The sequence below is a fragment of the Paenibacillus sepulcri genome (assembly GCF_042647105.1).
GTDB classification, from domain to species: Bacteria; Bacillota; Bacilli; order Paenibacillales; family Paenibacillaceae; genus Paenibacillus_Z; species Paenibacillus_Z sepulcri.
Genome location: NZ_JBHRUP010000001.1, coordinates 7,608,494 through 7,629,712 on the forward strand (window position 1 = coordinate 7,608,494; position 21,219 = coordinate 7,629,712).

Consider the following 21,219-nt stretch of genomic DNA (forward strand, 5'->3'; position numbering starts at 1 on the left):
TGGAAGGTGAACTCATGGATTACCGCACATTAGGCAGAACAGGCATTCAGGTGTCGAGCCTTTGTTTTGGAACGATGTCCTTCGGCAGCATTGCGGATGAAGCAACGTCGATGGATATGTTCAGGAGCTGCCGGGAGGCGGGAATCAATTTCTTCGACTGCGCGGATGCTTACGCCGGTGGCCGCTCGGAGGAGATACTGGGCAAATGCATAGCTGGGAGCCGGAACGATCTTGTCCTTACCTCCAAATTCTATTTCCCGACGGGAAAGGATGTGAATGCCGGGGGGATGTCGCGGCGTCATATGATGCTGTCGATTGAAGGAAGCCTCAAGCGGCTGGGGACCGACTGGCTCGATATATACTTCGTGCATCATTTTGATTCGCGTACAGCTATGGAAGAGACGCTGCGCGCATTGGACGATTTGCAGAGGCAGGGCAAAATCCTCTATCCGGCTGTGAGCAACTGGGCCGCCTGGCAAATAGCCAAGGCGCTTGGCATCTCGGCACAGAAGGAGCTGGCCCGTTTTGAATGCATCCAGCCGATGTACAATCTGGTGAAGCGCCAGGCCGAGGTGGAAATTCTGCCTCTGGCGCAGTCCGAGCAGCTGGGCGTTATCAGCTACAGCCCGCTGGCCGCCGGACTGCTGACAGGAAAATATAACAGCGGCCAAAAGCCCGAGCAGGGAAGGTTCATCGAGCAGGTCGGCACACAAAAAAGGTATGAAGGGCAGGCTTATTTTGATACGGCTGCCGACTTCAACAAGTACGCTGCAGAGCACGGAGAGCATGCCGCAGCTTTGGCTATTGCATGGGTCATGGCGCATCCCGGCATTACCGCTCCGATCATCGGCGCCCGCAATATGGAGCAGTTGAATCCGCTGCTTGGCTCCGCCGATATCGTCATGACTCCCGAACGCCGGGCGGAGATCTCCGCTTTGTCCATTGCCCCGCCTCCGGCGACTGACCGGAGCGAGGAATTGCAGGCAGGCGGGAAGTCCTGACAAGAAATCATGACCCGCTTGCGGCCCAGGAGAGCAAGACGGTTGCCGGTCCAGAAAGGGTATACCTCGCGTCGGATAAGAAAACATATCATGTTAGATGCATCCTAACAGGTGGATTTTGCTGAAATTCAGGAAGAAATCTGCTCAGCCGTCAATGTCGGCGAGGCAGGTTTCTTCCTTTTTCATGCCAAACCGGAGGGTCGGCAGATCCTATTGACAAGATGAAGGGATTCATTTATATTCGTTGTACATACAATGATATTTGGAGCGACAGGAGGGCACCGAAACATGACAGACGATAGTTTCCTTCACGATTGCTTGTTTTTCACGGCTAACCGCCTTAGCCGCGCCATAACCAAACTGGCGGAGGACGAATTCGCGATGACGGGCCTGACGCCGATGTACGGGTATCTCATCCGCCTTGTAATTGGCACACCCGGCATCTCTCATAAGGAATTGTCAGAGAAGCTGTCCATCACATCTTCCACGCTTACCCGCTTTATAGATAAATTAGAGAGCAAGCAGCTGGTGGAACGGAATGTGCAGGGGAAGAATGTATTTCTGTATCCAACGGTCAAAGCCAAAGAGCTCGAGGGTACAATCCGCCAGGCATCGAAAAACATGCATATGCGATATGAGGCTTTAATTGGTTTGGAAACCTCCAGGCAAATGACTAAAGAAATTGAAGCCATGAGTGTGCAGCTGGAAGAACATTAATTTTTTTATTTATAATGATGTATGTACATACATCATATGAAGAAACCAGAGTATGATTCCAGTTTTTTGTAAATATCAAAATAAACTTAATTAAAGGAGTTTTTTTAAAAATGACGACCATAGGAAAAGTTCTCGCAATCATCGCTCATCCCAATCTGGGCCAGTCCAGAATCAACAAACGACTGGCGGAAGAACTGGAGGCAAGGGGAAATGTCACTGTGCACCGGTTGTATGAGGCATACCCGGATGAAATTATTGATGTTGAACAGGAACAGGAACTTCTGGAGACTCATGAGCGAATCGTGCTCCAGTTTCCCTTCTACTGGTACAGCTCGCCTTCCTTGCTGAAGAAATGGATGGATGCTGTGCTGCAGCGAGGATGGGCTTACGGAACAGGCGGGGATAAGCTGCATGGGAAGGAGCTTGTTATTGCCATTTCCTCGGGAGGGGGGAGCGCCTCTTATCAGGCAGGAGGGTTCCACCATTATTCCTATAGTGAGCTGCTGCGGCCTTTTCAGGCAACGGCCAATCTGGTGGGTATGCTCTACAGGACTCCTCACATTGTCAGCGGCATAAGGGGCATCAGCGATAGCCAGCTGGAACAGTTCGCCTTGGAGTATGCTGAATACATTGAGCGACCGATTGATACAAACGAGAAGTAATCCAGCGGCATTACGTTGCTGCGGATGAGGGTGAAATTCTTCGCAGCTGGTGGGAAAAAGCTAACAAGGGATAAAAATATGGCTATATCCAGCATATCTTTGCAGGTCCGTCAGAGGTAAAGTGGATGATAACGGCGGACATGCTCCGCCGATCATCCAAATACGGGAGGATTAACCATGAAATTGGGCATCATTGCCTCTCCTGAGGCAGCCAGCTTTCATCAGGCGAAGGAAATCGGCCTTGAATTTCTGGAATTCTGCATCAATATCGGGTCTGACCTGGACGCATTCATCGCCAGCGTACCTGTATTAAAAGAAGCAAGCGGGCAGACGGGGGTGCAGGTGGGCTCTGTCGGGCGATGGGGTACCGACAGGATTGCCAAAGAAGGCATTGTGGAAGAGGAGCTTCAGGCATCCTATGCGCTGATCGATGCGGCGTCAGAGCTTGGCTGCCGGAATTTTGTATGCGGCGTCAACTATGTGGAAGAATTGTCCTATTACGAGAACGTGACGCTTGCCATCGACTATTTCCGGAAACTGATTGAATACGGGACGCCAAAAGGGGTCGTCATATCCTCATACAACTGCAAATGGAATAATTTTGTCGATAATGATATGGCATGGACGATCATCCACGGCCATCTGCCTGAGCTCGGCATCAAATTCGATCCGTCGCATTCCCGCTACGCGGGCCGCGATTATCTGGTGGAGGCGGGCAAATGGGGCAGCCGGTTCCGCCATGTTCATATCAAAGGCTCCGTCATCATTGACGGCATGCGCTTTGACGATCCTCCTGCCGGGCTGGATCAGACGGACTGGGGCACGTTCATGGCTGTTCTGTATGCAAGCGGCTATGAGGGCGGCCTTAGCATCGAGCCGCATTCCAAGGTGTGGCACGGCGAGCTTGGCGACAAGGGCGTGAAATTTACGATAGGCTATATGAGATCCATGATGTTCTGAAAAGGAAAGAAACCTGATTAATCAAGGAAACGGGACCCTTTTGGGTCCCGTTTTTGTTCTAAAGGTCACGAAAAGGTCACATTCCTTGCAAAAAAGCGCCTTTTAGAAGACCTGGGAAATGAACATTCATCTTTCCTGATGCGTTCTTTTGCATCGTCTCAGTGATGTGCAAATAGATTTTCAGCGTATCATAGCCAACGCGCGGGGACCATCGGGCTTTGGGGTCAATACCCATGAGGTCCAATTTTCATATGCTCTTACGATCAGTAGTGTCGGAGCTTAGCTGGCAGACGTTTATCATAGCCAATAAATTATAGGCTGTCCCCCAAAGTTGTACGAATTGACAGGGTACATTGGTCCAGACATTTAAATTAGTATTTCCATATACTTGGGAGTAGGGCATATAGCTTAATAAAAGAACCTGTGGAGCAGGATTATAAGTGATTTTCAGCAGTTCGGCTCCCCCCATAATAAACTGTGAAATGATTAAACGGCTATTATATTTTTGTTCTGTGAACAAGCCTCGGAGGTCCTCTTATGCCTGAATATAAGAATGGAGATAAGAATAACAAAAAAGTTCGAAGGAAAGTAATCAGTTTTGCGCGATCTTATAAAGGTAAACTGATGTATATCTTTGGAGAAAAGGAAATTAATATCGGTTATGGCGATTGCTCAGGCTTTTGCAATTATGTATTTAGTAAGACCACTGGAATCGATATTGGTGACAAAACTTCGCTCCAGATAAAGCAAGGTAAAAAAATTCCGAAAAACGAGGCACGTACTGGCGATATCATTTTTTTTAAAAATACGTACAGAAAAGCTGTATCCCATGTCGGAATTGTTACAAAACCCGGTTATTTTATCGGCCTTCAATCAAGAGGAGGCTGCAGAGAGAGAGGCTACCTTAACGGATTCTGGAAAAATAAATTTATGCATATAAGAAGAATATTAAACTTATCAAAAAGTGAGATGGGGAAGCTGAAAATGGTGAATAATAAAGCTTCATCTACCAAAAACAGCCCTTTAATAGTAAATGTACACGTCGTGACAAGTACCGGAAATCCAATCAAGGATTCAATAATCAAAAAGGATTTAAACCGGGCGAGTAAGATATGGGAATCAAGCGGAATCACCTTCCGTTTAAAATCCATAACCAGACATACAGATGAATCCTATAAATTTAAAAACGGCGAATTTTCAGGTGGCATTCTCTTGAATAAGCAGCCCAAAAAAGTGCAAAAATTAATAAGGTATAGCCCAAAAGGCAGCACTCGAAATGATGTGGTAGTCATTTATATGAATTCCAAATCATTTAAGGATGTTGAGGCGAAGAGAACAACAACCGGAGCAATTTATTTTTTTGGCAAAAAAACAGGTCCAAGAGTTGCAACAATCCTGCTTGCTACGAATTCCAGAGAACGGGCGCAGATGCTGGCGCATGAATTAGGTCATGCTTTGTTTGTAAATCCCGTTACAGGCAGATCTATTAATCCTAGCCGAACAATGGACCCCAACGAAACGTCACATGACTCGGATAAAAAAAATCTGATGTATCCCAAACCTCCGTCAAAACCGCATATCAATCAAACCCAACGTGAAAAAGCCAAAAAGAGTACGTTAATAAGAACGGAATAAGGAAAAAATTTCTGATCATGATAACGACAACCCCATCCGTGTCAAAAATGAATGCAAAGCATTCTGATACAACTATACCCCGCTGGCAAAATACCATCAAAGTTCTCAGGTCCAACTCTGATCGTGCTCAGCAAGTTGGAAGCAACAAAGGCCGTATACGTCAACTGTGGTGTAATCGGCGGATTGATGTCATCGGCAGAGAACGTAATGACTTGGAGAGCGACCACAGCCAGGCTAAAGGTTGATGTGGCCTTGTAACGAAGGTTTATATTCGCTGCATATGAAAAATCCTGCCGATCTCGTAACTGGCGGGATTTTTTTGCTCCGCTTTTTAATGTTGGGCTTACCGTTCAAGGCTTGCCGATGCTGGAAATACAGGAAATAACTGCAAAAGAACCATCCGCAAATGTCATTCACTGCGGATGGTTCTTTTGCAGTTGAAAAACAGGCAGGGCAGCTCAAGGCGTCATAATCCTTCGCCAAAGTGGTGGTTTATATGGTTTTATAGAAAAGAAAGCGTTGACAATAAGCTATTAATTGGTTATCTTAATTCTAAAGCCACGTAAAACAACAATATTAGCGAAGAAAAGCGTCATAATCCGTCAATATTGTTGCCGGATGGCTTGGAAAAAGGGGAGGAAGCTGTAAATGAAGCTAAAAAAATCAATGTTTGTTCTTCTCGCGACCATGCTCGGCGCCAGTATATTCTTGTCGGCGTGCGGCAGCAACACAAGCAATACCGGCACAGGCAATACCAACACCTCTGCGGATTCAACCGGATCTGCGAAGGACAAAGTCACAATCGACTTCTGGACGTTTTGGGGATCAGAGACGCGCAAGCCAATCATCGAGAAAATTATTGACGATTTCAACAAATCGCAGGACCGCATCACAGTCAAACATACTTATTATCCGTTTGGCGACATTTGGACCAAAGAGCTGGCAGCCGTGGCCGCGGGGAATCCGCCGGATGTGATCGTGAATGACATCAACGCCACAAGCCAGCGCGCGGATAAGAACCAGAATACGAATTTGAGCGAATATTTGAAGAAAGACGATATTAAAGACCGCTTCTTCCCGCAATTATGGGATACCGTTATTTATAAAGACGAAGCTTACGCACTTCCTTTTACGACAGACACGAGAATGATGTTCTACAACAAGGACCAGTTCAAGGAAGCGGGCCTTGATCCGGAGAAGTTCCCGAATACATGGGCCGAGCTTGAAGAAGCAGCGATGAAGCTCGACAAGAAGGATGGCGACAAATACACCAGAATCGGATACTCGCCGCAGTATGGAGGCTTCGATTGGGGCAGTATCGCGATGAATTTTGACAAGGGCGTCAACTGGTTTGATCAGGACGGCAAGCCGGTCATCAATGACAAGGCGCATCTGGATGCGATGAATTATGTACTGGATAACGCCAAGCGGATCGGGCAGAAGAACCTGGATAATTTCAAAGCGTCATTCGGCAGCAAGCAGGCGAATCCTTTTATCGCCGGTCAGGTATCGATTTGGCCAGAGGCCACAACGTTCTATACGCAGATCCGCGATTACGGCCAGAACCTGAACTACGGGGTTGCTCCGATCCCTGAGGTGGAGGACGGCTCCGGGCATTACAGCGTCGGCGGCGGCTTCGTCGTGGAAATTCCCAAGGGCGCGAAGCACCCGGACGAAGCATGGGAGTTCATGAAGTATCTCACCGATAAATCGGCTCAAACCTACTGGGCGGAAAAGAACTTTGACAGTGTAGCGAACAAGGAAGCGGCTAACGATCCGGAGCTGATGAAGAATCCGGTATATAAAGCGGCTGTCGACAATATGGAAGTCACCAAAATATTTCCGACGCCGGTCAATGCGCCAGACTTCCTGAACCTTATCAATCCGAATCGGGATGCGGCCATTCTGGGCCAGGTGCCTCCGCAGGAAGCGCTGGATAAAGCTCAGAAGGACGTTGAGAATCTGTTGGAACAAAATCAATAGCCATACTCTTGAGGGGAGTGGTTGCCAAACAATCGCTCTCCTCATTCATTGCCTCCCGACTCAGGCAGAAAGGGGAATGACCATGGCCTCAGCCGCCAATAAGAATAGAATGGGCTTGCAGCAGCGCAAGGAAGCAAGACAGGGCTTCATATTTGTATCTCCGTGGATCATCGGTTTTCTGGTGTTCACGGCCGGTCCGCTGATTTTCTCGCTTTATGCGAGCTTTACCAATTACGATATCACCTCGCGGCAGGAATGGATCGGAACGCAAAACTACACCAATATGTTCTTCCATGATCCCTTGTTCTGGAAGTCGCTGTACAACACGTTATATTATGTCGTCATCAGTGTGCCGCTTACCACGCTCGGCTCGCTTTTGCTGGCCGTTATGCTGAATCAGAAGATTCCCGGCATGAAGGTATTCCGGACGGTCTTTTATTTGCCTTCCATCCTCTCTGGCGTCGCTTTATATATCCTGTGGCAAATGCTTCTGACCCCGGGGACGGGTCTGATTAACGTCATGATCGGATGGTTCGGCGTGGACGGCCCTGCCTGGCTGGTGGATCCGGTCTGGACGAAGCCGGCGATTATTCTCATGAAGCTGTGGAGCGTCGGCGGCGGGATGCTGCTCTATCTGGCAAGTCTCCAAAATGTGCCCGAGCAGCTGTACGAAGCATCCGAGATCGACGGTGCGGGTACGATCCGGCGCTTCTGGCATATTACAGTTCCCATGATCACGCCCGTGCTTTTATTTGAGCTCATCACCCACCTGATCGGAGCCTTTCAGATTTTCCAGGAAGGTTATGTGATGTCCAATGATATGAACGCTCCGGGTTCTCCCGTGAACTCGCTGTTATTCTTCAACCTGCATATGTTCCTTAAGGCATTCAAGGTGTATGACATGGGCTATGCGATGGCAATGGCCTGGTTCCTGTTTGTGGTGGTTATCGTAATGACGATTGTCAATATGCTGCTGTCGAAATATTGGGTTCATTACGAAGGGGGGGATAACCGATGAGCGTCAGAACCGCTGCTCCCGATACCCGTTACTTTCAAAGCCGCAGGACTAAGCAAAGAATAGGGAGGACCATTCTGCTGCTCGTACTGATCGGTTTCTCCATCATCATTCTCCTGCCTCTATGGTGGATGATCTCGACCTCGCTTAAATCGCTGACCGAGATTATGTCGTTCCCGCCGACCTGGCTTCCGAAGGTGATTCATTGGGAGAATTACGAGCTCGCCTGGAGCAAAGGCAATTTTGCCCGTTATACGCTCAATACCCTGTTTTTGGCCGCTGTCGGCGTTATATCGCATGTATTGTCCAACACGTTCATCGCCTATGGCTTTGCGAAGATCAAGTTCCCCGGGCGGGGCTGGTTGTTCTCGGTCATGCTGGGAACCATGATGATTCCAAGCTTCGTAACCCTGATTCCGCAATATATCATGTTCTCCAAGTTTCATTGGGTGGGGACCTATCTGCCGCTGACGGTTCCCGGTTTTTTCGGGGCGGCTTATCAGATATTCCTGATCCGCCAATTCTTTATGTCGATACCGAATGAATTGATCGAGGCTGCCAAGATCGACGGTGCAAACCATTATTATATCTGGTGGAAAATTATGATACCGCTCGCCAAACCGGCGGTTGTCGTTATTGCAATTATGACTTTCCAGGGCGCATGGAACGATTTCCTCGGACCGCTCATTTACATTAACCAGGAATCGATGTTCAATCTGCAAATCGGCCTGCAATCGTTCAAAGGGCAGGAAACGACGCAGTGGCATTATTTGATGGCGGGCTCGCTCATGGTCATGCTGCCGGTGATCGCGTTATTCTTTTTCTTCCAGCGTTATTTCATTGAAGGGATGAATATATCGTCCGGGACCAAGGGCTAGCAAAGCCTTTTGCAAAAAAGAAATTTCTGCCGGACATCGCATAGCAATCTGGCGGGATACAGGATAGGAGCTGTTGATGTGAAAAAGCTTGCCATTATTCATACGACGCCCGTGACAGTGGAGCCGCTCAAGGAGCTGGCCCGTCAGGTGATCGGTGAAATTGAAATCTTCAATTTCGTGGATGATTCGATTCTGCCGCAGCTTGCCGGCAATGACGGGGATCTCTCGGCGGTTGAATACCGCTGGATGCATTACGCGCAGTTTGCTGAGCAGGCCGGGGCCGACGTCATTCTGAGTGCCTGCTCGTCTGTAGGTCAGCTGGCCGATCGGGCTGACTCCCGAATGAGTGTGCCGGTCCTCCGGATTGATGAGGCGATGGCCAGCGAGGCTGTACGGCGCGCAGACCGGATCGGAGTGGCGGCCACGCTGCAGACCACGCTCGGTCCGACGATGCAGCTGATCAGAGAGAAAGCGGCGCAGGCGGGCAAAGAGGTGGAGCTGGTTCCAGGTCTCGCCGATCGGGCATACGGGAAGCTCATGCAGGGAGACCGCGAGGGGCATGACGAAGAGCTGGCGAAGACGCTCATGGATCTCGCTGGCCGCACCGATGTCGTTGTGCTGGCCCAGGCTTCAATGGCGCGGGTTGTGGCGAAGCTGCCGGATGCTGCGCGGAGCAAGTTTCTGTCAAGCCCCCGGTCCGGCATGGAAAGCGTGAAGAAGCTGCTGGCCGGAGACGGGAAATGAGCCTGCTCGGCATCGATATAGGCACCACCAACTGCAAGGCGGGCCTGTTCCGCGAGGACGGATCCGTTATTCGGATCGCAGGCAGGCCAACGATTACCGGCCACGACCGGAATGGCATGCCGTTCTTTGATCCGCAGGAGCTGTGGCAGACGATTGCCGCTTGCATACGCGAGGTCGCCGGAGCTTTTGATGGAGGACGAAGCGGCAACGGGGGGCGAGGGCTCAATAACGAGCTTCCGATTTCAGCGATCGGCATCGCCAGCATGGCGGAAAGCGGCGTACTGGTGGATGCCGGCACGGGTGAGCCGAAAACCATGTTCATCCCCTGGTTCGACCGCCGCTCTGCGAAGGAAGCGGAGGATATCGCCTCAGAGGATGACGCCTTCGCCCGGTTCCAGTCAACCGGTCTGACGTCCAGCTTCAAGTATGGTCTGGCCAAGCTGCTGTGGCTGCGCCGGAACCAATCGGCAGTTCTTCAACATTCGGTATGGCTGTCAGCCGCGGATTATATCGCGTACCGGCTGACAGGCGTAATGGCGACGGATTATTCGCTTGCCGGACGCACATTTGCCTTCGATATTCGGAGCAAATGCTGGGATGAGGACTGGATCAGACACTTTGGCATGAGCCCGTCGCTTTTTCCGCAGCCGCTTCCGGCTGGAACCGCGATAGGGCATACAAACGGACCGGGCGCTTCACAAGCGGGCCTTCCAGGCGGCATACCGGTGGCGGTCGCCGGCCATGATCATGCTGCGGCGTCGATCGCTGTCGGCGCTGTGAACGAGGGCGATACCTACGATTCCATCGGGACAGCGGAGACGCTTGTCGGCATGGAGACGGACCGGCCTCTGACGAAGGAGGATTTTGCTTCGGGTCTTTCCTATGGACTTCACATCGTGCCCGGCTTGTCCTTTTGGATGGGCGGCATTTCCGCTTCGGGCGGGTCCATTGAATGGATGAGAGGCATTCTGGGAGAACAAGTTCCCCTTTCTTATGAGGACGTTATCCGTCTGGTGGATAAGGCGCCGGATGGACCGACGAATATTATGTATTTCCCATACTTGTCCGGCTGCGGTGCGCCGATGCCGGACGCGAATGCCCGCGGCGCCTTCATCGGATTAACCGCAGACCACGGTCAGCCTCATCTGCTGAAGGCTGTGCTGGAAGGCGCGGCATTCCAGATGGAAGCGATCCGCAGAGCGGCGGCGCGTGCTTCGGGCACAGCCGGCGGACGTATTGTCGCTGTTGGCGGGGGCACCCGAAACGAGGCATGGATGCGCATTAAAGCGGATATATCCGGGTGCCGCATCGACGTGCCCGATCTGGATGAAGCGACGCTGCTGGGCGCGGCTTTGACAGCCGCCATCGGCACAGGCATCTACCGGGATGCAGCGGATGCAGTCCGCTGCGCAGTGAACGGCAGGCCGGCACGGGTATATAAGCCGGACAATAGGCGCCGCGAGGCGTACTGCCGGATTTTTGAACATGGATATCTAGCCATTCAGCAGCCGCTGAGGGATATATATAGACAATTGACGAAGGAGCTGGAGAAAGATGAAGAGAGAGAAACCAATTAATGTTATTGTGCTGAAACAAGGGATGGAACAGGCAGAGAAGGGGGGCTACGCACTGGGTTCATTCTCGCCCCGGTATACCCCGATGATTGCTGCCGTCCTGCGGGCAGGCCAAAAAACACAGTCGCCGCTTATTGTTCAAATTTCGAGCAAGGAGCTGGTGCGCTACAGCATCACGCCCAAAGAGTTTGCAGATGAATTTTACGCCTGCATCGAATCCGAGCAGATTACCGTTCCTGTTGTGCTTCATCTTGATCATACGAAGGATATGGCAGTCATACATGACGCGATTGCCGCAGGCTTCACATCGGTCATGATCGATGCATCGGAGAAACCGCTGGAGGGCAATATCGCCGACTCCAGGGAAGCGGCAGAGTACGCTCACCGAAACGGAGTTTCCGTCGAGGCGGAGCTTGGGATGATCGGAACGACCGATTTTGTCGAGACGGATCATGACGAGGAACTGTACACGGATCCCCAGGAAGCGCTGCGGTTCGTCAATGAGACCAAGGTTGATGCTCTTGCTGTCTCATGCGGCACTGCGCATGGCGTCTATATGGTGAAGCAGCCGAGTATCGACTACAACCGGCTGCAGGCGATCCGCAAGCTGACCCCGGTTCATCTTGTGCTGCACGGCGGATCGGGAGTGCCGGCAGAGATGATGAATAAGGCGATTACTCTTCCCGGCGGCGGCGTCAGCAAGGTGAACATTGCGACGGACCTGGAGCTTGCGTTCCTGGGCGCGCTGGGGCGCGAAGAGCGCATGACGAATGAGGCGTGCAGGAGCCTCTCGCCTGAAGATCTGGAAAAAGGCCGCGCAGCGGTCGAAGCAGCCGTTACGGATAAAATGTTGAATTTCCTTGGCTGCGCCGGAAAAGCGGAATCGTTCGACTATCAGACAAACCAGTAATAGATGATCCGGCAGATATAAACAGGCTTTATCCCTATATATTCTTCCAGGAGTGTGAATGAACGCATGAAGCAGAATGAGAAGAAGCTGTATATGATCGGCAACGCCCACTTGGACCCTGTCTGGCTCTGGCCATGGCAGGAGGGGTTCCAGGAAACGAAAGCGACGTTCCGTTCGGCGCTTGACCGGATGAAGGAGTATGACGATTTCATCTTCACATCCAGCTCCGCACAAAATTACGAATGGGTGGAAGAGAACGATCCGGCCATGTTCCGGGAGATTCAAGGCCGTGTCGCCGAAGGGCGCTGGGTTATTGTCGGCGGCTGGTGGGTTCAGCCGGATTGCAATATCCCCGGCGGCGAATCATTCGTCCGGCAGGGCTTGTACGGCCAGCGGTATTTCAAGGAGAAGTTCGGCGTGACCGCCAAAGTCGGATACAATGTGGACAGCTTCGGCCATTTCGGCATGATGCCGCAAATCCTCAAGAAGAGCGGCATGGATTATTATGTGATGATGCGCCCGATGCCCAATGAGAAGGGGCTGCCCGGCCGGTTGTTCAAATGGGAAGCGGATGACGGTTCGTCTGTGCTGGCCTTCCGCATCCTGTTCGAATACTGCTCCTGGGGGAAGGATCTGGAGAACCACATCCGGCGCTGCGAGAGCGAGCTCAAGGCCCCGTTCGACCAGCTGATGAGCTTCTACGGGGTTGGCAACCACGGCGGCGGCCCGACAAGGGAAAACATCGACAGCATCAAGCGGCTGCAGAAGGAGGACGACGGTCTGGAGCTTGTATTCAGCTCGCCTAATGATTTCTTCGAAGATATGGAGAAGCTGAATCTGCCCTTTCCTGTCGTCCACGACGACCTGCAGCATCATGCAAGCGGCTGTTATGCGGCCCATTCCGGGGTGAAGCAATGGAACCGGAGAGCGGAGAATCTGATGGTGACAGCGGAGAAGCTGTCCTCGATCGCCGCCTGGACGACTGGCCAGCCTTATCCGAAAAATTTTGACCGCGCCTGGAAAAACATCCTGTTCAACCAGTTCCACGACATTCTGGCAGGGACGAGCATCGAATCGGCTTACGACGATGCGCGCAACGAATATGGCGAATCTCTTGCTATTGCTGCACGAGGCTTGAATTATGCCGTTCAATCGCTGTCCTGGAATATCAATATCGAGGAAGAGGAGAACATGAAGCCGGTCGTCGTCTTTAATCCACATGCCTGGGAGAGCCGCGTTCATGTTGAAGTTGAAGTCGGCAGCTTCAAGGACGAGCATGTGCTCGTGGATGACGAGGGACGTCCGGTTGCGTTTCAGAAGGTTCAACCGGCAGCCACCAGCAACGGGCGCTTCCGCCTGAGCTTTATCGCGCAGCTTCCGGCGCTTGGTTACCGGGTCTATAAATTCACAACAAATCCGTCAGCACCGAGGGCAGCGGCAGCGCCGATCAAGGCGAATGATTATTCGATGGAGAATGACCGTTTCCGGATCGAATTCGACCCGGCAACCGGGTACATCGTCTCGCTCCGCGACAAGCGCAGCGGGGTTGAAGTATTCCGGGGAGCAGCGGCCAGGCCCGTCGTCATCGAGGACAAGACGGATACATGGAGTCATAACGTGTTCCATTTCAACAATACAATTGGTGCGTTTGGCGCCGCACGCGTTCAGCTCGTAGAGCATGGTCCGGTCAAATCCGTGATCCGCATCACGAGCAGGTACGGCAGCTCCCATCTGGTGCAGGACTTCACGATGTACAGGGAGCTTGACCAGATTGACGTGAAGGCGACGATTGATTGGCGCGAGCAGTTCAAGATGCTCAAGCTTGTATTCCCGGTCAACCTCATCTTTACCCGCCAGACGTATGAGCAGCCGTACAGCTTTATCGAGCGGGAGCACAATGGCGAGGAGGAGCCGGGTCAATCGTGGATTGACTACTCGGGCATTGCGAGAGAGAACAACAAGCTGTACGGCGTCAGCCTGATGAATGATTCCAAATACAGCTACAGCATTCATAACAAAGAGATGGCGATTACGATGCTGCGCAGCCCGATATATGCCCATCACGATCCGCTTGTTCCATCGGAGACGGGACATTATTCGTTTATCGACCAGGGCATTCAAACCGTGCATTATTCGATTCTCCCGCATGAAGGCAATTGGGAAACGGCAGGAACCGTCAAGCGCGCCGCGGAGCTGAATCAGCGTCCGGTCACGGTGATCGAAACCTATCATCAAGGCGATCTGCCGCAAAAGGATTCGTTCCTGTCGGTCGACAAGGATAATGTGCTGGTCAGCGTTGTGAAGAAGTCCGAGGATAACGACGATCTCATTGTCCGTGCGTATGAAACGACCAGAACGGGTACAAGGGCGGTCATTTCGCTGCCGAAATGGAATCGGACCATTGAAGCGGATTTCGGTCCATGCGAAATCAAGACATTCCGTATTCCGAAGGATGCTGGCCAGCCGGTCACGGAGACCAACCTGATCGAATGGTAAGCGTCGAAGACATAGCAGGGCAGATGTCCGGACTTTGGTGTGATTGAAGGGGAGGAATGAATATGATTGCGAAAGCAGACGGAGTAAAGGAGCTGCAGGAAGTCGGCCGCTATCTGATGAATTATGAGCTGGCCTGGGGCAATGCCGGCAATATCAGTATCAGAACCGCTCCCGACCGTTACCTGATCTCCGCCAGCGGAACGTACCTGGGCGAGCTTGCGGATGACGATCTGGTAGAGGTCGACCTGGGAGGCAAGCCCGTCGATCCCATGGGCAAAAAACCGTCCAAAGAAATGCCGATGCATGAGGCTGTCTACCAGACGAGGCCGGAGATCAATGCCGTCCTGCATGCATCGCCCTTCCACAGCACATTGATAGCATGTGCGGATGTTGATCCTCCCGGCGATCTGTTCGTCGAGACGATGTATTATTTGGAGCGGACCGCACGTGTGCCCTATTGCCATCCCGGTTCCAGAGAGCTGGGAGAGGCGGTGCGGGAGCAGGCCTCCAAAGCGAATGTTCTGCTGCTGGAAAACCACGGCATTCTCGTATACGATACAAGTGTCAGGGAAGCGAGGATGTCGCTTCACACCCTGGAGATGGCTTGCCGTATGGTTATTACGGCCCGCAGTGCGGGAATTCCGTTACAACCGCTTACGGCAGAAACGGTACAGGATTTTATGGCAAGCTCCGGTTACAAGCCGGTAAGGGAGTGGCCGTGATGATCGGTGTTGTGGCAGACGATATAACAGGTGCCGGCGATATCGGCATCATGTTCGCCAAGTCAGGTCTCCGGGCAGATGTCTACGCCTATGACGCAGCCGGGCTGCAGCCCGAAGCCGAGGCGGATGTGTACATTATTGATACGGATTCCCGTTTCGATGAACGTGATGCCGCTTATGCTAAAGTGAAACTAGCCACAGCACAGCTTCAGGCGCTTGGCTGCACCGCTTTTTTCAATAAAACCTGCTCCGTATTCCGCGGCAATATCGGCGGGGAATTCGATGCGATGCTCGATGCGCTGGAAGCGGATTTTGCGGTGGTCGTGCTTGGCTTCCCCAAGAATGGACGCACCACATTGGGGGGCATCCATTATGTCAACGGTATGAAGCTGGAAGAATCCCATTTTCGGCATGATCCCGTTCATCCCATGCTGGAATCGGATCTGGTCAGTATCCTGCAGAGTCAGACGAAGCGAAGGGTGAGCCTGATTGATTTTGAGATAATCGGACAAGGAGCAGAAGCGCTTCGGGAAGAAATCGGCAGGCGCCGGGCTGCAGGAGGCTATGTTATTCTCGACGTTGCCGAACAACGCATGCTTGCCGTAATTGCGGAAGCCATCAGGGATGAACGGATTATTTGCGGCGCTTCCGCGATAGCGGAGGAACTTGCCTTGTTGATGAAAGAACGCGAGAGCGGCGGAGCGGATTTGCTGCCGGTTCCTTACCGGCCGGATCTTGGCATACTAATCGCTGCAGGCAGCCTGACCCCACAGACAGCGGCACAGGTTGAAGCCTACTTGAGCTCAGGAAGGCCGGCATTCCGCCTGGACCCGGAGCAGCTGCTTGAGGAAGGCGGACGCCCGGAAGAAACCGGACGCTTGTCGGATGCAATTGAGCGGACGATTCTTTCCGGAGAAGATGTGCTGCTGTATTCGGAGAACCGGCCGGGCAAGGTAGCACACGCCAAGCGGCTTGCCGCTGACTTCGGAATGTCCAATACGCAGGTATCCAGGCTTGTATCCGGGACGATAGCCGAAATCGCCGACCGGGTGCTGCGAGGCACGGGGCAGAACCGCATCCTTGCTGCCGGAGGTGATACATCGGCGGCCATATGCTCGCGCCTGGGTATAAGCGGAATGCGGATATACCGGGAAATCGAGCCGGGTCTCCCATCGAGCCTGTCATTGTCACGGAAACGCCCGCTCATGCTCGTGCTCAAATCCGGCAGCTTCGGCGGACCTGATTTTTTTGAAAAGGCAATTGAACATATGAAGAGCCGACAGGATCGGTTATAATGGGGTAAATTACCAGCCGGACAGGGATACTGTCTTTCACTAAACCGGTAGGTCCGATTCAATCGCAAGGGGGAATGACAATGATCGTCGTCGAGAGGCGCAACCGAATCAAAGAGCTGCTCATAAAAGAAAGAAGCGTCAAGGTGGCCGATCTTGTGCGTGAATTCAATGTATCCGAGGAAACGATCCGGCGTGATTTGAATCAACTGGAGCAGGAAGGCCTCATCGTCAAAAATTACGGCGGCGCGATACTCTCGGACGATTTGCAGGTGGCCTTCAATCAAATTCCTCCGGTGCAGCAGCGGAAATTCGAGCTGTTCGAGGAGAAGGACGCGATTGGCGCCGCCGCTGCGTCGCTTGTTGAGGATGAGCAGATCGTTATTCTCGATTCCGGCTCCACTACATGGTGCGTTGCCCGCCACATGAAGCATCTGAAACAATTGACGATTGTGACCAATGGGGTGAATATTGCGGAGGAATGCGCTAATTCGGAAGAAGCGGATATTTTCCTGCTTGGCGGCAAACTTATTAAGAAATCGATGAGCCTTGTCGGTCCCCAGGCGGAAGCGGAAATGCAAAAATATAATGCCCATTATGTCTTCCTCGGCACATCCGGCATTTCACTCAAGAAGGGATTTACAAGCTCTGACCTGTATGAAGCGGAAATCAAGCGGGCCATGATTGAAACCGCCCAGAAAGTCGTAATTGTTGCCGATCACAGCAAATTCAACCGTCAGGCCCTTCTTTCCTTCAGCAGCTTCAGCCAAGTCGATATTCTCATAACCAGCGACCTCGTGGAACCGGCCATACTTAAAGCGATTGAATCCCATGGCGTCAAGGTTATCGCCGTTCCGGTTGGACAAGACCACTGAAGAAAGTCCTGATCCTGGCCGCATACCAGGGTTGCCTGCTGGAATAAGACCACTATGGAGCGAACGCTTAAGCCCAATGCTCCACGAATACGATTGGCGGAAGGCAGGGACAGCGCGGGTTGTCGGCTCGGCGATTACGAAATGATCTGAAATCCGAAAAGCAATATGGGTGGGGGCTTAGGAAGGGGTGGCGATTTTTTATTTCATGCAATTTGGGAACGTTCCCAAAAAAGATTAAGCCATTTTTGAAGGAGGGCTCGGCATGTTCCATTTCAATGAAGCAGGTCTGGTTGAAGTCAGCGAAGAGAGAGTGGTTATTGGAGATTTTCGTATACAGGTTAGACTGGATTCAGACCCACAGCCGCAGGAGCTTGCGAAAGCCGGAGTGACAAGAAGCGAAGGGAAAGACCAGCATGGTGCTTACCAGGAATTCCTCCATCTGTTTCAGGATGAGGAGCAAACAATTGGAGTCGAGCTTAAATTCCGCAGTTACGGGCGTTATGCGCTTTGCTGGGTAAACGGGGAGATCAGAAATGCGAATGCCTTCGGCAAGCAGACCTGTTTTGCCGCTGATTGCGGGATCGTCATTCAGACAGGGCCGATTCGGCAGGTTGACGGGTTGATGGCCAATTATCAGCATAAGGATTGGTGGACAAGGCCCCACTTCGATACCCGCATGTCCACGCTTCCCGCCCGTACGCAATCTCTGCTCTGGCGTTCGTCACTCCCGGATTATATTCATATTCTCCCGGTTTGCGGACCGGTCATACGAACAGAGCTGTGCGGCGGTGAGAGCGACAGCCTGCTGTTTCGTCTGTCCTCCCATCAATCCGGCAGGACGAGAAATGATACGCTGTGTTTTGTCATGGGGAGCGGAACTGACCCTTACCGGATCATCGAGGACCATGTCGAGGCCGCAGCCAAGCAATTGGACGGCCAGTTTCTACCGAGGGAGCAAAAAAAATACCCCGAAATTCTCGATTATCTCGGGTGGTGCAGCTGGGACGCCTTTTACCATCAAGTGAATGAAGAAGGATTGTTGACCAAGGCGGAGGAGTTCCGCAGGTCCGGCCTGCCGGTCAATTGGGTGATGATTGATGATGGCTGGTCCTCCGTTCACGATGGTAAATTATCGGCTTTTGAAGCTGATCCCGTGAAATTCCCCCGGGGTCTGGGCGCCGCGGTAGATGACTTAAAGAATCGTTCCGGCGTCCGCTGGGTAGGCGTCTGGCACACGGTTGCCGGCTATTGGGGAGGAATCGATCCTGCAAGCGAACTGGCCGGACAATATGCCGAATATTTGCGGGCGAATGTCCGGGGTGATCTTCTGCCGTCGCCGGACGGCGGACAAGGCTTTGGTTTCTGGCATGGCTGGCATTCTTTTCTGGAGCGTCAAGGCGTTGATTTGGTGAAAGTGGACAGCCAGAGCGCAGTTACGAATTTTTGGAGAGGCCAGCGTTCTATCGGAGAAGCGGCATCAGCCGCCCATACGGCGCTAGAGGCATCCGTTGCGCTGCATTTTGACCATACGATGATTAACTGCATGGGCATGGCGGCCGAGAATGTTTGGCACAGGCCCAAATCCGCCGTATCGCGGAACAGCGATGATTTTGTTCCCCAGGAGCGATACGGCTTCGCCGAGCATGCGCTGCAAAACGCTTATAATTCGTATTATCACGGGGCGTTCTATTGGGGCGACTGGGATATGTACTGGACGAAAAATCATGATGATATCCAGAATGCGGTTCTTCGTTCCATTAGCGGGGGACCCGTGTATTTTAGCGATGCCCCGGGCAATACCGATCCTTCCAGACTGTGGCCGCTGATCTACCAGGATGGTAAAATCATTCGCTGCGATCGGACGCCCAGCCCAACCGGGGATTGTTTGTTTCTTGATCCGACCGTTCAGCATGTGCCGCTCAAGCTGTGGAACACAGCGGGCGAGGCAGGGGTGATCGCAGCCTTTCATATCGGCAAATACGACACCCCGGTCGAAGGAACAGTCGGACCGCAGGATGTTCCGGGGCTTGAAGGTGACCGTTTTGCCCTGTACGAGCATTTCTCCCGCGAGTGCTTGTTCCTGGCGCGCGATGAGCGGCATTCATTCAAGCTGAAGGCAGAAGAGTATGCCCTCTATACGATTATTCCAGTCCGGCATGGTGATGAAGATGCAGAAGCCAGCGGCGGAATCATCCCGATCGGGTTAGCCGGGAAGTATATATCATCTCATGCCGTTACGGATGTATTCTTGGACGGGAAGTCAACGGGAATTGCGCTGCGGGAGGGCGGTGTCTTTGTTTTTGCCGCCGGGAAGCCTCCGCTGGAGGTCTACGTTCAAGGCAGCCCGCGGCCATTCGCGAAGGTCGGCGATTTCTTGTATGAAGTCATTGCCGGAGAGGCTACGGGGAAAGTCGCGGTAGAAATTATGCATGGAAGATGAAGTGTGCCCATTGGCATTATTTGATAAGATGGAAAGTATCCCGGGATTAGATGCGCCGTGATGCAATTATAAAATAATGTTCTAAGGAGCCAAGAGATGACGGTTACTTTGATTCGGAACGTGCGTTTGACAGGCAGTGATGAGCCGACGCCCGGAAATGTTCTTATTCGCGATGGGCAAATAACAGCCGTTGATAGAGATACGGGACCTGGCGGTTACAAAGCGGATGTGGAAATCGACGGTAATGGCCAGCTGCTTATCCCGGGAATGATTGATGTGCATATCCACGGAGCCGATGGCTTCGATATGATGGATGGTACAATCCGAAGCGTCGAGGCGGTGTCTGAGGCTTGCGCCAGAACGGGCTGCACCTCCTTCCTTGCTACCTCCGTATCCTCGTCGCTGGAGAGCCTCTTTGGCATGATCTCCAGTGTTTCCAGGGTCAAGGGACGCGAGAGCGGAGCGAGAATCGCAGGCATGCATATAGAAGGGCCCTTTCTGAACGTGAAGCGCAAAGGGATGCAAAATGAACAGTTTTTGCGCCATCCGGATCTGGATGAAATGAAGGCGATTCTGCAGAACGCGGGATCCTTGATACGTATGGTCACCCTGGCTCCAGAGCTTCCAGGCGGACTTGAAATGGTCGCTTTTCTCAAAGCTCGCGGCATTATCGTATCTGTGGCGCATTCGGACGCAACCTATGAGGAGGCTAAACAGGCATTTCAAAGCGGAGCCAGCCATGTGACGCATTGCTTCAACGGCATGCGCCCGATTCATCACCGGGATCCCGGGATGATCGTCGCGGCTTTTGAAGAAAATCATGTCAGCGTCCAGGCCATAGTCGATGATGTGCATCTTCATCCGGCCATTGTACGCATGCTTTACCGTGAGAAGGGGGCGGATAAGATGGTTCTGATTACCGATGCCCTGCAGGCGATGGGAATGGGAGACGGAACTTACTTATTCGGCGGCCATAAGGTGACAGTCACGCAAGGCGTCGCCAAGCTGGAGGACGGGACGCTAGCATCCAGTACAGTGACGATGAATATGGCTTTGGCCAAAACCGTGCGTGCCGGGATTCCTTTGAACGACGCTGTTCTCATGGCGACAGAGACGCCGGCGAACGTGCTTGGCTTGTCCCGGAAAGGGAGGATTGCGCCAGGCATGGATGCGGACCTCGTCCTGCTGAACGAACAATTCAAGGTCCTGTGGACCATTATTGACGGAAAAATCGTATATCGCCGTTCAAAGGGCGGCGATGAGGCTCTGAAGGAAACTGGCGGCAGCGGGGTGCCGGAATAATGGAAACGGGGGA

Annotated in this window: 17 protein-coding genes; all 17 read left to right on the top strand. The window is 52.4% G+C overall.

Annotated elements, in window-relative coordinates; translation table 11 throughout:
• Positions 1–14: 14 nt before the first annotated feature.
• The 17 genes from ACFOLF_RS33020 to nagA all read left to right on the top strand — a co-directional run bounded on the left by ACFOLF_RS33020 (position 15) and on the right by nagA (position 21,206).
• Positions 15–1,001 carry an aldo/keto reductase gene (locus ACFOLF_RS33020; RefSeq protein WP_210043959.1) on the top strand — a complete coding sequence of 329 codons (987 nt, stop codon included), beginning with the start codon at positions 15–17 and terminating at the stop codon, positions 999–1,001.
• Positions 1,002–1,289: 288 nt separating this feature from the next.
• The gene (locus ACFOLF_RS33025) at positions 1,290–1,718 is read left to right on the top strand and encodes a MarR family winged helix-turn-helix transcriptional regulator (protein WP_210043958.1); all 429 of its coding nucleotides are present in this window, start codon (positions 1,290–1,292) and stop codon (positions 1,716–1,718) included.
• Between the two features lie 110 nt (positions 1,719–1,828).
• Positions 1,829–2,380 (top strand): NAD(P)H-dependent oxidoreductase, encoded by a 552-nt coding sequence (locus ACFOLF_RS33030; protein ID WP_210043957.1) that lies wholly within the window; start codon positions 1,829–1,831, stop codon positions 2,378–2,380.
• Between the two features lie 177 nt (positions 2,381–2,557).
• Positions 2,558–3,340 carry a sugar phosphate isomerase/epimerase family protein gene (locus tag ACFOLF_RS33035; RefSeq protein ID WP_210043956.1) on the top strand — a complete coding sequence of 261 codons (783 nt, stop codon included), beginning with the start codon at positions 2,558–2,560 and terminating at the stop codon, positions 3,338–3,340.
• Between the two features lie 537 nt (positions 3,341–3,877).
• Positions 3,878–4,975 carry an NlpC/P60 family protein gene (locus ACFOLF_RS33040; RefSeq protein ID WP_210043955.1) on the top strand — a complete coding sequence of 366 codons (1,098 nt, stop codon included), beginning with the start codon at positions 3,878–3,880 and terminating at the stop codon, positions 4,973–4,975.
• 648 nt (positions 4,976–5,623) lie between these two features.
• The gene (locus ACFOLF_RS33045) at positions 5,624–6,958 is read left to right on the top strand and encodes an ABC transporter substrate-binding protein (protein WP_210043954.1); all 1,335 of its coding nucleotides are present in this window, start codon (positions 5,624–5,626) and stop codon (positions 6,956–6,958) included.
• Between the two features lie 82 nt (positions 6,959–7,040).
• On the top strand, positions 7,041–7,976 hold the full coding sequence (locus ACFOLF_RS33050) for a carbohydrate ABC transporter permease (protein ID WP_210044053.1): 936 nt from the start codon (positions 7,041–7,043) through the stop codon (positions 7,974–7,976).
• Entirely contained in the window at positions 7,973–8,851 is an 879-nt protein-coding gene (locus ACFOLF_RS33055) for a carbohydrate ABC transporter permease (RefSeq protein WP_210043953.1), read from the top strand. The genes ACFOLF_RS33050 and ACFOLF_RS33055 overlap by 4 nt, the downstream gene beginning before the upstream one ends.
• 78 nt (positions 8,852–8,929) lie before the next feature.
• Positions 8,930–9,595, top strand: a complete 666-nt coding sequence (locus ACFOLF_RS33060; RefSeq protein ID WP_210043952.1) for an aspartate/glutamate racemase family protein — start codon at positions 8,930–8,932, stop codon at positions 9,593–9,595.
• Complete coding sequence (locus ACFOLF_RS33065; protein ID WP_210043951.1) at positions 9,592–11,172, top strand: FGGY-family carbohydrate kinase; 1,581 nt, start codon at positions 9,592–9,594, stop codon at positions 11,170–11,172. The genes ACFOLF_RS33060 and ACFOLF_RS33065 overlap by 4 nt, the downstream gene beginning before the upstream one ends.
• Positions 11,150–12,079, top strand: coding sequence for a class II fructose-bisphosphate aldolase (locus ACFOLF_RS33070; RefSeq protein ID WP_210043950.1), 930 nt, complete (start codon positions 11,150–11,152; stop codon positions 12,077–12,079). The genes ACFOLF_RS33065 and ACFOLF_RS33070 overlap by 23 nt, the downstream gene beginning before the upstream one ends.
• A 66-nt stretch (positions 12,080–12,145) precedes the next feature.
• Positions 12,146–14,575, top strand: a complete 2,430-nt coding sequence (locus tag ACFOLF_RS33075) for an alpha-mannosidase (protein WP_210043949.1) — start codon at positions 12,146–12,148, stop codon at positions 14,573–14,575.
• A gap of 62 nt (positions 14,576–14,637) precedes the next feature.
• Positions 14,638–15,297, top strand: a complete 660-nt coding sequence (locus ACFOLF_RS33080; protein ID WP_210043948.1) for a class II aldolase/adducin family protein — start codon at positions 14,638–14,640, stop codon at positions 15,295–15,297.
• Complete coding sequence (locus tag ACFOLF_RS33085; protein ID WP_210043947.1) at positions 15,297–16,592, top strand: four-carbon acid sugar kinase family protein; 1,296 nt, start codon at positions 15,297–15,299, stop codon at positions 16,590–16,592. The genes ACFOLF_RS33080 and ACFOLF_RS33085 overlap by 1 nt, the downstream gene beginning before the upstream one ends.
• Positions 16,593–16,672: 80 nt before the next feature.
• Positions 16,673–17,464, top strand: coding sequence for a DeoR/GlpR family DNA-binding transcription regulator (locus ACFOLF_RS33090; RefSeq protein WP_210043946.1), 792 nt, complete (start codon positions 16,673–16,675; stop codon positions 17,462–17,464).
• A 262-nt stretch (positions 17,465–17,726) separates the two neighbouring features.
• On the top strand, positions 17,727–19,904 hold the full coding sequence (locus ACFOLF_RS33095) for a Sip1-related alpha-galactosidase (RefSeq protein WP_210043945.1): 2,178 nt from the start codon (positions 17,727–17,729) through the stop codon (positions 19,902–19,904).
• A gap of 96 nt (positions 19,905–20,000) precedes the next feature.
• Positions 20,001–21,206, top strand: a complete 1,206-nt coding sequence (gene nagA / locus ACFOLF_RS33100) for an N-acetylglucosamine-6-phosphate deacetylase (protein ID WP_210043944.1) — start codon at positions 20,001–20,003, stop codon at positions 21,204–21,206.
• Positions 21,207–21,219 lie beyond the last annotated feature (13 nt).